General features: G+C 43.7%; 6 protein-coding genes. 1 reads left to right on the forward strand and 5 read right to left on the reverse strand.

Features of this window, described 5'->3' with window-relative positions:
- Positions 1-107: 107 nt before the first annotated feature.
- Both nagE and E7303_RS01900 read right to left on the reverse strand, forming a co-directional pair.
- Entirely contained in the window at positions 108-1,547 is a 1,440-nt protein-coding gene (nagE, locus tag E7303_RS01895; protein WP_292143586.1) for an N-acetylglucosamine-specific PTS transporter subunit IIBC, read from the reverse strand.
- A gap of 43 nt (positions 1,548-1,590) precedes the next feature.
- Positions 1,591-2,073 (reverse strand): PTS sugar transporter subunit IIA, encoded by a 483-nt coding sequence (locus tag E7303_RS01900; protein ID WP_022772499.1) that lies wholly within the window; start codon positions 2,071-2,073, stop codon positions 1,591-1,593.
- Positions 2,074-2,301: 228 nt separating this feature from the next.
- Here E7303_RS01900 and mgtE point away from each other — a divergent pair, with 228 nt between their 5' ends.
- Entirely contained in the window at positions 2,302-3,666 is a 1,365-nt protein-coding gene (gene mgtE, locus E7303_RS01905; protein ID WP_292143587.1) for a magnesium transporter, read from the forward strand.
- Positions 3,667-3,746: 80 nt separating this feature from the next.
- Here mgtE and E7303_RS01910 read toward each other — a convergent pair whose 3' ends face one another.
- The 3 genes from E7303_RS01910 to E7303_RS01920 form a co-directional block, all read right to left on the reverse strand.
- Positions 3,747-5,294 (reverse strand): glutamate synthase subunit beta, encoded by a 1,548-nt coding sequence (locus tag E7303_RS01910; RefSeq protein WP_292143588.1) that lies wholly within the window; start codon positions 5,292-5,294, stop codon positions 3,747-3,749.
- Positions 5,295-5,326: 32 nt separating this feature from the next.
- Positions 5,327-9,856: a glutamate synthase large subunit gene (gene gltB, locus E7303_RS01915; RefSeq protein ID WP_292143589.1), complete on the reverse strand. Its 4,530-nt coding sequence runs from the start codon at positions 9,854-9,856 to the stop codon at positions 5,327-5,329.
- Between the two features lie 28 nt (positions 9,857-9,884).
- The coding region (locus E7303_RS01920; protein WP_292143590.1) for a glutamine synthetase III family protein at positions 9,885-11,798 on the reverse strand (1,914 nt) is incomplete at its 5' end.

Consider the following 11,798-nt stretch of genomic DNA (forward strand, 5'->3'; position numbering starts at 1 on the left):
CACAAGATATTGATTTGTAAAAAGTATGAGTCTATTACAATCTGGCAATAAAAAAGACTGCGAAAAAATGATCTCTCATTTTTCGCAGTCCCTTCTAAAGCATATTTTTACATCATTTTCTTTATTTCATCGAATACAAACTGAACCTTAGGTCCAACGATAACCTGAACAGTTGACTTGGATGGACGTACAACTCCGGCAACTCCGGCTTTTTTGATAGTCTTTTCATCAACCTGAGTATAATCATTAACTTCTACACGAACTCTTGTAGCACAGTAATCATATTCCTTGATGTTCTCTTTTCCGCCAAGGCCTTCCAGTATGAACTTAGCCATTGTGGTGAAATCATCATTTGAAAGCTCGATCTTGTTTTCTTCTTCCTCGTCATCCTCACGGCCCGGTGTCTTAAGGTCGAATTTAACGATGACAATACGGAATACAACGTAGTAAATTACTGCAAACACAAGTCCTACAGGAAGAAGGAGCCAAGGATTAACTGCCATAGGTGCCTTAAAGCTCAGGAACCAGTCAACGAAACCTGCTGAGAAATTGAAACCAATTCTAAAAGGAAGCATTGCACACACGATAGCTGAGATACCTGTGAGAACTGCATGTACAAGGTAAAGTCCCGGAGCCATGAACATAAATGCAAACTCAAGGGGTTCTGTAATTCCTGTAAAGAATGAAGCAAGAGCACCTGCAAGGAGAAGAGATGCAGCTGTCTTCTTTTTGCTGTCTTTTGCTGTATGATACATAGCAAGAGCTCCGGCAGGAAGGCCGAACATCATAACAGGGAAGAAGCCTGTCATGTACTGTCCTGTAACGCCCTTAACTGCGCCATCAGCTCCTGACCAGAAAAGTCCAAGGTCATTGATTCCTGCTGTATCAAACCAGAATACAGCATTGAGGGCATGGTGAAGTCCCAGAGGAATAAGTGCACGGTTAAGCATTGCATAGATACCTGCTCCGACAGGGCCAAGTCCTAAAATAGCTTTTCCGAAAGCAACAAGAGCACCGAAGATAATTGGCCATATAAAGTAAAGGATAACAGCACACACAATAGAAGCTGCGGCAGTTACAATTGCAACACATCTTTTTCCACTAAAGAATGCGAGCCAATCCGGAAGCTTGGTGTCTTTGTATCTGTTGTAGCAGCTTGAACCAATAACACCGGCCAGGATACCGATAAAGGCATTGCTGATCTTGCCAAAGGCTGCTGGTACTTCAGATGCATCCACGCCTCTGTACATGGCAACCGCGCCTGTACTCAGCAAAGTGGTGATCATAAGAAATGAAACAAGACCTGCAAGAGCACTTGTTCCATCGTGATCTTTCGCCATACCTACAGATACACCGATGGCAAAAAGAATAGGAATCTGGTCGATAATAGCAGATGCTGCCTTGATGAAAAATGCTGCAACAACGCTGTTAGCGCCCCAACCAGTTGGATCGATCCAATAGCCGATACCATAAAGAATACCTGCTGCCGGTAAAACAGCTACTGGAAGCATCAGGGATTTCCCGATCTTTTGTAAATACTTCATCATACTTTTGTTCCTCCTTATATTATTGTAATTTTCATTACAATGGTCACTGAGTCAAAAGAATTACTGTGTCCCCTGCGGATACGGCTCCGCTCTTCTTTTCGATTTTTGAAAACTTTCCTGAATTAGAAATGATGACAGGCGTAACAGTATCGAACCCCGCATTCTTAACGCCCTCAAGATCTACTTCGACGATCAGATCGCCTTTTTTCACATCATCGCCCTGTTTGGCATGAATTGTATAGTGTTCACCGTTTAATTTAACAGTATCAATTCCTATATGTACAAGTATCTCGGCACCGTCCTTGGTAGTCATAGCATATGCATGACCCGTTGGGAAAAGAGCCATAAGTTTCCCATCTGCCGGTGCATAAAATTTTCCTTCAGAAGGCTGAATGGCTACCCCTTTTCCAATCATTTCCTGTGCAAAGGTAGGATCACTAACTGTCTCTATCGGCACCAATTCACCATTTACCGGTGATGATACTTCTATGTCATTTCCTTTAAACAACTTATCAAAAAGCCCCATACAGCACCTCCAATGTTACTATTAATATAACGCTAAACCGATAAAAATTCCATTGAAAAACTTTATTTATTTTTAATATAAATTGTGTTACATTAAACTCGGTATTAAATCTCGTATGAAAGGTGGTGGTTTTTATGAAGTCTGATTCACATATATGCAGTAGTGATTCTGCTCCCGGTCGAAGTACCAATTTAACCACCATTAACAAATTCATAGGAGATTATTATCATGGAATTACAAGAAGAAAAAACAATCGCTGAAATCTTGCAGGAGCTTCTTGAATCCAGACAGTATACTAAGCTTCGCCAGACTATCTCTGAGATGAACACGGTAGATATCGCTACTGCTATGGGAGAGATGGAAAACGAGGATTCTCTTAAAATGTTCAGAATTCTCCCAAAAGACATGGCTGCAGATGTATTCGCTGATCTGGAATTGGATGCTCAGCAATATATTATCCGATCACTATCTGATCGTGAAGCTTCCAACATTATTGACAATCTGATGGCCGATGATGCTACTGACCTGCTTGAGGAAATGCCCGCAAACGTAGTTAAGCGTATTTTGGCCAATGCAAGCCCTGAGACCAGAGCTGATATCAATCACCTTCTTCAGTATCCTGAGGATTCTGCCGGTAGTATCATGACTGTGGAGTATGTAGATCTCCGCGAAGACATGACTGTAGCAGACGCCATTGAAAGGATCAGGAAAAAAGGCGTAGATTCAGAGACCATCAATATTTGCTATGTAGTTACCAGGCAAAAGGTACTGGTTGGTACTGTTGCACTTAGATATCTGCTCATAATGAAGCCTGATGAAATAATCGGCGACATCATGAACACCAACGTCATCAGCATCAACACCATGACTGACCAGGAGGAAGCTGCAAGAGTTTTCCAGAAATACGGATTCACTGCTATGCCTGTAGTTGATAATGAGAGCCGCATGGTCGGTATCATCACTATCGATGACGTAGTAGACATCCTTGAAGAAGAGGCAACAGAGGATATCGAAAAGATGGCAGCTATCGTGCCATCCGACAAGCCATATCCCAAGGTTGGTATTTTTGAAACCTACAGAAGCAGAATACCCTGGCTCTTGTTTTTGATGATAAGCGCTACATTCACAGGCGCCATCATCACAGGATTTGAAGATGCACTGTCAGCTTTCGTTGTACTAACCGCATATATTCCAATGCTTATGGACACAGGCGGAAATGCTGGTTCACAGGCAAGCGTTTCCATTATCCGTGGACTTTCACTTAAAGAAATAGAGTTTGAAGATATCTTTGTGATCATCTGGAAAGAGATAAGAGTTGCTGCTCTGTGCGGACTTACACTGGCAGGCGCAAACTTCGTAAAGCTTATCTTCCTTGACAGATTATCTATCACAGTTGCCGCAGTAATCTGCGTGACACTTTTGATAGTAGTTCTTATTGCAAAGATGGTTGGCTGCTGCCTTCCTATGCTTGCCTCAAAACTTGGATTTGACCCGGCTGTAATGGCAAGCCCGTTTATCACAACAATTGTTGATGCCCTTTCACTTTTGGTTTATTTCAACATCGCCACAAGGGCACTTCATCTGACAATATAAAAACGTTCCAAAAATCAAAATAATAAGCCTTGTTTTCTTTCATGTTTAATCAGAAAACAAGGCTTTTGTTTTATATCAGTTCATAGATTTGTATATCCCATGAGGTACTCATCTACTTCTTTTGCACAGGCTCTGCCCTCGGCAATTGCCCATACTACCAGGGATTGGCCTCGGTGCATATCTCCTGCAGAAAAGAGCTTTGTATTTGGAATATGATAGCCATCATCAGCTGTTACTACTGTTCCGCGCGGGCTCCTCTTTAAAGAGAACGCATCTGCAGAGTAGTCTTCACATCCAATAAATCCGGCTGCGATAAGTAAAAGGTCGCACTTAAGTGTCTTTTCTGAACCGGGTACTTCTACAAGTTTTCCGTCTTTAAAAGACACTTTCACTGTTTCAAGCTGTTTGATATTTCCTTTTTTGTCAGTGACCACATTTTTTACCGTGGTTTCGAAAACCCTCGGATCACTACCATATACATAAATAGCTTCTTCATGACCATAGTCGGTCTTAAGGGTCTTTGGCCACTCAGGCCATGGGTTATTTGCAGCCCTTTCAACCGGAGGCTTTGGCATCATTTCCAGTGCTGTTACGGATTTTGCTCCCATTCTGACAACTGTTCCGATGCAGTCATTGCCGGTGTCACCTCCGCCGACTATGACCACATTTTTTCCGTGAGCATCAATATAACCGCCTTGCTTTGTGAGAGATTCTACAGTTCTGTCTTCACTCTTTAAAAGAGCTTTTGTTGTCTTTGTCAGGAAATCTACTGCAAAGTAAACGCCCTGCACTTTGTCCGGGTCTGCTGCTGGAAGTGGCCTTGGCTTTTTGGCACCGCAGCATAAAACTACGGCATCAAACTTATCAAGCATATCTTTGGATGACCATGTTTTATCCGCACTTTTTGTGGCACCGGATGCGCTATCTTTTTTACAGGAAATATCTCCGGCTCCAATATTCACTCCTGTATGGAATACTACTCCCTCTTCTTCCATGAGCTTTCTTCTGCGCTTTATGACTTTTTTATCGAGCTTCATGTTAGGGATTCCATACATCAGAAGCCCCCCAACTTCATCTTCTCTCTCAAAAACCTCTACAGTATGACCTCTGTGATTAAGCTCATCTGCTACTGCAAGGCCTGACGGGCCGGCTCCTATAACTGCCACTTTTTTTCCGCTTCTGATTGCAGGAACAACAGGCTTTATATATCCTTTTGAAAAAGCTGTTTCCACAAGATAGAGTTCGTTATCATGCACTGTTACTGAATCACCATTCTGTCCACACATGCAAGCCTTCTCACAAAGGGCTGGGCATACACGGCCGGTAAACTCGGGGAAATTGCTGGTTTTATAGAGTCTGTCAAAGGCGTGTTTTTCATGACCCTTATAAATTTCATCATTCCACTCAGGGATAAGGTTATGAAGTGGGCACCCTGTTACCATTCCCCCAAGGTTCATTGCAGACTGGCAAAAAGGCACTCCACAGTTCATGCACCTGGCCGCCTGCTCCCTTCTTGGCTGTGTATCAAGAGGTGTATGAAATTCTTCAAAATTCTTTATTCTTTCTTCAGGTGGTACATCACCGTTATTTGTTCTTTTGTATTCAAGAAATCCCGTATCTTTTCCCATAATTCCTATAATCTCCTATTTAAAGTCCCACTTTATGCAAGTTCCTTAAAGGCTTCAAGAACGGCATGGTCATGGTCTATTCCCTGTTCCTCAAACTTTCCGATTGATGTTATCATCTTTTGGTAGTCGTTTGGAACTATCTTTTTGAAATCAGGAATATATGCTTCAAAGTTATCCAGTATTTCTTTTGCAAACTCAGAGTTTGTTTCTTTTTCGTAATCCTCAAGAATACTCTTAAGCTCTGCGATGTCATACTTCTCGGTTAGTTCATAAAGAGATGCCATATCCTTGTTCATGCGAAGATATAATGTGTGTTCTTTGTCCAGTACGTAAGCAATTCCGCCGCTCATACCTGCAGCAAAGTTCTTACCTGTCATTCCAAGGATCACTGCTCGGCCGCCTGTCATATATTCAAGTCCGTGATCACCGCAGCCTTCTGCTACTGCCACTGCACCTGAATTTCTAACGCAGAACCTCTCACCGGCAACACCGCATACATAGGCCTTTCCTGCTGTTGCACCATAAAGAGCCACGTTTCCGACGATAATATTCTCATGAGCTTTATAAGTTGCTTTCTCAGAAGGTCTTACGATGACTTTTCCTCCCGACAGGCCTTTTCCGAATCCGTCGTTGGCATCACCGTAGAGCTTTAAGGTCACGCCCTTTGGAACAAACGCGCCAAAAGACTGTCCGCCACCTCCAAAAGCTTCAACATAAACTGAATCGTCACTTAAGGTATTTCCAAAGTCTCTTGTAACCCTGCTGCCAAGGAGTGTTCCAAAACTTCTGTCAGTACTTGATACCTCCACTTTCATTGTTATCTGTGATGCAGTCTTTGACTTTTCAAGGCTCTTCCTGTTCTTCTCATACTCAGGAATAAGAACTCTTGAATCCAAAGTTTTCTCAAGTTCAAAGTTATAGACATCCTTTGGATCAAAATGATTGTCTTTTCGCTCCGCAAAGGCCTTATCAAGAATCCTGCTAAGGTCTGCTGCCTCTTTTCTCCTCTTGATGTCAGGGTCTTTGCCATCATAGCTTCTGACCTTTAAGCAATCCGTGCGTCCTACCATTTCCTCTATAGTCCTAAAGCCAAGGACGCTCATGATCTCACGGAGCTGTCTTGCAACAAAGAGCATAAAGTTCATGACATGCTCAGGTTTTCCCTTAAATCTTTTTCTGAGTTCTTCGTTCTGGGTAGCAATTCCCACAGGACATGTGTCTTTTGAGCAGACTCTCATCATCATGCAGCCCATGCATACAAGTGGCGCTGTGGCAAAGCCAAATTCCTCTGCACCAAGAAGTGCTGCGATTGCAACGTCTCTTCCTGTCATGAGCTTTCCGTCGGTCTCAAGCACTACTCTGCTTCTTAAGCCATTGGCCAAAAGAGACTGATGTGCTTCGCTTACTCCAAGCTCCCAAGGGAGTCCTGCATGATGGACAGAAGATGAAGGAGCTGCGCCTGTTCCGCCGTCATAGCCGGATACCAGGATTACCTGTGCTCCAGCTTTGGCAACGCCGGAAGCAATAGTTCCAACGCCTGCTTCTGATACAAGTTTTACAGAAATTCTAGCGTTGTCATTGGCATTTTTAAGGTCATAAATGAGCTGTGCCAGATCCTCAATTGAATAAATGTCATGATGAGGTGGAGGGGAAATAAGTGCCACTCCCGGCGTTGAAAATCTGGTGCTTGCAACCCACGGATACACTTTTTTACCGGGAAGATGTCCACCTTCTCCCGGCTTTGCGCCCTGGGCCATTTTTATCTGGATTTCTTTTGCACTCAAAAGATACTGGCTGGTAACGCCAAATCTTCCGGAGGCCACCTGCTTAACAGCGCTGTTGCGCTCAGTGCCAAAACGCTCCACATCTTCGCCGCCTTCACCGGTGTTGGATTTACCCCCAAGTCTGTTCATGGCTGTAGCAAGAGTCTCGTGAGCTTCCTTTGAAAGGGAGCCGTAGGACATGGCTCCTGTCTGGAATCTTTTTACTATCTGCTCTTCGCTCTCAACTTCATCAAGTGGCACAGGCTCTTTTGCCGGAACAAATGAAAGAAGAGCCCTTAAAGTATGAGGTCTGTCCTCGTCGTCGACCATCTGAGTGTATTCCTTAAAGCGCTCGTAATCTCCCTCTCTTACTGCTCTCTGGAGTGTTACGATGGTCTTTGGGCTATACATGTGGTCTTCTTTGTCTTCACCACTTCTAAGGGAGTGGAAGCCTATAGAATCAAGTGTCGTATCGCTCGGAAGTCCCAGCGGATCGAAGGCTTTATTGTGCCTTGATTCTACATCCTCGCCAATTTCTGCGATTCCAATACCGCCAACACGGCTCGTTGTTCCGGTAAAATACTTGTCAACAAACTCTTTTGACAGGCCTATAGCTTCAAATATTCTTGCAGACTGATATGACTGGAGTGTTGAGATTCCCATCTTTGCAGCGATCTTCACAACGCCGCCAAGGAGGGCTTTATTATAATCTGCAATAGCAGTGTGATAGTCTTTATCAAGTATTCCAATATCAATGAGCTCAGCTATGCACTCCTGGGCAAGGTAAGGATGGATAGCTCTCGCACCAAAGCCAAGGAGAGTCGCAATCTGATGAACATCTCTTGGTTCTCCGCTCTCAAGTATGAGAGAAACCGCTGTGCGCTGCTTGGTCCTTACAAGGTGCTGCTCCACTGATGAAACAGCAAGAAGTGATGGAATTGGCATGTGGTTTTCATCTACGCCTCTGTCTGAGAGAATGATGATGTTAACGCCATCTGCCACAGCTCTGTCAACGGAGACATCAAGCTGCTCAAGAGCTCTTTCCATTGGTGTGTTCTTATAGTACAAAAGAGATATCTTTTTTACCTTAAATCCAGGCTGATCAAGGGCCTCGATCTTCATGAGGTCAACACCTGTCAGGATCGGATTATTGACTTCAAGGACTCTGCAGTTATCACTTTTTTCTTTTAACAGATTTCCATCAGAACCAATATAAACCGTAGTATCTGTGACCACTTTTTCCCTAAGTGAGTCGATAGGCGGATTGGTTACCTGGGCAAAGAGCTGCTTAAAATAGCAAAAAAGCGGCTGGTGGTGCTGGGAAAGCATAGCCAGTGGGATATCCGTTCCCATTGAAACTGTTGGCTCTATGCCATTCATGGCCATCGGCATGATCTGATTTTTTACATCTTCATAGGAATAACCGAAAACCTTATAAAGCTTATCTCTCATCACCTGGGAGTGGGTCGGGATCTTTCTGTTGGGAATCGATAGTTTACCCAGATGAAGCAGGTGGCGGTCAAGCCACTCGCCGTAGAGTTTTGCCTTTGAGTATTTATCTTTGCACTCTTCATCTGAGATGATGCGCCCGGCCTTGGTATCGACGAGAAGCATATGCCCGGGGGACAGGCGTGATTTTTTCACAATGCTCTCTTCAGGGATGTCGAGCACTCCCACTTCTGATGAGAGGATAAGCCTATTGTCATTCGTCACATAGTATCTGGATGGACGCAGTCCATTTCTGTCGAGGGTTGCACCAAACACCTCCCCATCGGTGAAAAGAACTGCTGCAGGGCCATCCCATGGTTCCATCATTGTTGCATAGTAATGGTAAAAGTCTTTTCTGTCCTGAGCCATGAAGTCGTTGTGCTTCCAGGGTTCAGGGATTGTGAGCATCATCGCAAGGGGAAGGTCCATACCGTTCATGTACAAAAATTCAAGGGTATTATCAAGCATGGCGGAATCTGATCCTGAGGAAGCGATAACAGGATATACTTTTCCAAGCTCTTCGCCAAACATATCGGAAGACATGGTCTCCTCACGGGCCAGCATTCTGTCGCTGTTACCTCTGATAGTATTGATCTCACCATTATGTGCGATCATCCTGTATGGATGAGCACGCTGCCAGGAAGGAGTTGTATTAGTAGAGAAGCGGCTGTGAACCATGGCGATTGCTGTAACGTATTCAGGTGATAAAAGGTCTTCGTAGAAATTGCGCAACTGCCCTACCAAAAACATTCCTTTATACACAATGGTTCTGGATGAAAAAGAACAAATATAGGTATCCTCAGAGGATTTCTCATACTCTCTTCTAAGGCAATAGAGCTTTCTGTCAAAGGGAATTCCAGTTTCTACATCCGAGGGTCTTTCAATAAAGCACTGCTCAATATGTGGCATGCAGTTTATTGCAACTTCTCCCAGAATTTCAGGGTGGACAGGTACTTCTCTCCATCCGATAACCCTAAGATTTTCCTTCTGTGCAATAACTTCAAGCATGCGCTTTGCAAACATACGCTTCATGGAGTCCTGGGGAAAAAAGAACATTCCTATTCCATAATCTCCGGCATTTTTAAGTGTTATTCCCTGCTTCTTTGCTTCTTTTGAAAAGAACTTGTGAGAAATCTGAAGAAGTATTCCAACTCCATCGCCTACTTTGCCTGTGGCGTCTTTTCCGGCTCTGTGTTCAAGTTTTTCGACGATAGAAAGGGCATCGTCCAAAACTTTATTATCCGGGTTTCCATCTATATTGATAACTGCTCCGATGCCGCAGGCATCTCTTTCATTCATCCATGGTTCCATGTGGGCTTCCTTCCTTTTTTGATCAAATTTACCTTAATGAGAAAAGCATCTGTCCGTATGTTGGGTAACTAAGATATTTGTCAGGGATAAGTGCCTCGGCCTGATCTGCGTATTTTCTTAGTTCATCCATGTCAGCAAGGACTGTGCTCTGATAGAATGCTGCAGTTTCAAGTGGCTCAGTCTTACCTTCAGCAGTCTTTGTATCATTATCCAGTTTTGCAAGAGCATCGCACATTCTTGAAGAAGCCTCATCAAGCTTTTCAAGTAAACCACATTCAAGTTTACAGCTGGCGCTGGCAATAACACTCTTCTTCTGAGCCACTTCTTTGCTGAGGTCTTTTTCGTAAGCAACGATGCCTTCTGTAAGGTCTTTTCTTACCATCTCCTGCATGGTGAGAGACTCGATGTGAACTGACTTTGAGTAATTCTCAAGAAGGATCTCGTATCTTGAATGGATCTCTTCTTTTGTGAAGATGCCGTGCTTTGTGAAAAGCTCAATTGACTCATCTGAAATCCAGTATGGCATTGCATCAGGAAGTGATTTAAGGTTTGGAAGACCTCTTTTTGCTGCCTCTTTTACCCATTCCTCTGTATATCCGTTTCCGTTGAAAAGAACTCTCTTGTGAGCTACAAGTGTCTCTTTGAGAACTTCTGCTATCTTTGCTTTAAGTTCTTCGCCCTTGAAAGGAGCAAGCTTTTCATAAAGCTTTGCAACTTCTTCTGCAACTGCTGTGTTGAGGACGATGTTGGCATTTGCTACAGAAACTGATGAACCGGGCATACGGAACTCAAACTTGTTTCCTGTGAAAGCAAATGGTGATGTTCTGTTTCTGTCTGTGTTATCTTTTGTAAAGTGTGGAAGGACTGTTGCCCCCATTGCCATCTGAACTTTGCCTGCACTCTGGTATGCACTTCCTTCTTCTACTGCCTTAAGTACTTCTGCCAGCTCATCACCAACGAAGATTGAGATGATTGCTGGGGGTGCCTCATTTCCACCAAGCCTGTGATCGTTTCCTGCAGATGCAACAGAAAGTCTGAGGATTGGTGCATACTCATCAACAGCTGCAATTACAGCCATAAGGAATACAAGGAAAGGAGTGTTCTCTCCGGGATTTTTGCCCGGATCAAGAAGGTTTATTCCTGTATCTGTGCAAACAGACCAGTTGTTGTGCTTACCTGAACCATTGATTCCTTCAAATGGCTTCTCATGCAAAAGACAAGCGTAATTGTGCTTGTCAGCAACTTTTTTCATAACTTCCATTGTGAGCTGGTTGTGATCAACAGCGATGTTTGCTGTCTCAAATACAGGTGCGAGCTCATGCTGTGAAGGAGCAACTTCGTTGTGCTTGGTCTTTGCAGGGATTCCAAGTTTCCAAAGTTCTTCATCAAGGTCGTGCATGTATGCTGATACTTTTGGCTTGATAACGCCAAAGTAGTGATCTTCCATCTCCTGCCCCTTTGTAGCAGGAGCACCGATAAGAGTTCTTCCTGTGAAAAGAAGGTCTTTTCTCTTTTTGTAATAATCTTTATCAATAAGGAAATATTCCTGTTCTGAACCGATTGTTGTATTTACTCTGTTTACATCCTCATAGCCTAAGAGATGAAGGAGTTTTACAGCCTCATCCGACAGAGCTTCCATTGATCTTAAAAGAGGTGTCTTTTTATCAAGAGCTTCACCGCCGTAGGAGCAAAATGCTGTAGGAATGTAAAGTGATCCGTCTTTGATAAATGCAGGTGATGATGGATCCCATGCTGTATAACCTCTTGCCTCAAATGTTGCACGAAGTCCTCCTGATGGGAAGCTTGATGCATCAGGTTCGCCCTTTACAAGCTCTTTTCCTGAAAACTCCATAATGACTCTTCCGTCATCTGTTGGAGAAATAAAGCTGTCATGCTTCTCTGCTGTGAGACCTGTCATAGGCTGGAACCAGTGTGTAAAATG

The sequence above is a fragment of the Butyrivibrio sp. genome (assembly GCF_015056685.1).
Taxonomy (GTDB): Bacteria; Bacillota; Clostridia; order Lachnospirales; family Lachnospiraceae; genus Butyrivibrio.

Excerpts from the sequence above, each read along its gene's own strand:
- nagE (WP_292143586.1), bottom strand. The coding sequence starts at position 1,547 with ATGATGAAGTATTTACAAAAGATCGGGAAATCCCTGATGCTTCCAGTA.
- E7303_RS01900 (WP_022772499.1), bottom strand. The coding sequence starts at position 2,073 with ATGGGGCTTTTTGATAAGTTGTTTAAAGGAAATGACATAGAAGTATCA.
- mgtE (WP_292143587.1), top strand. The coding sequence starts at position 2,302 with ATGGAATTACAAGAAGAAAAAACAATCGCTGAAATCTTGCAGGAGCTT.
- E7303_RS01910 (WP_292143588.1), bottom strand. The coding sequence starts at position 5,294 with ATGGGAAAAGATACGGGATTTCTTGAATACAAAAGAACAAATAACGGT.
- gltB (WP_292143589.1), bottom strand. The coding sequence starts at position 9,856 with ATGGAACCATGGATGAATGAAAGAGATGCCTGCGGCATCGGAGCAGTT.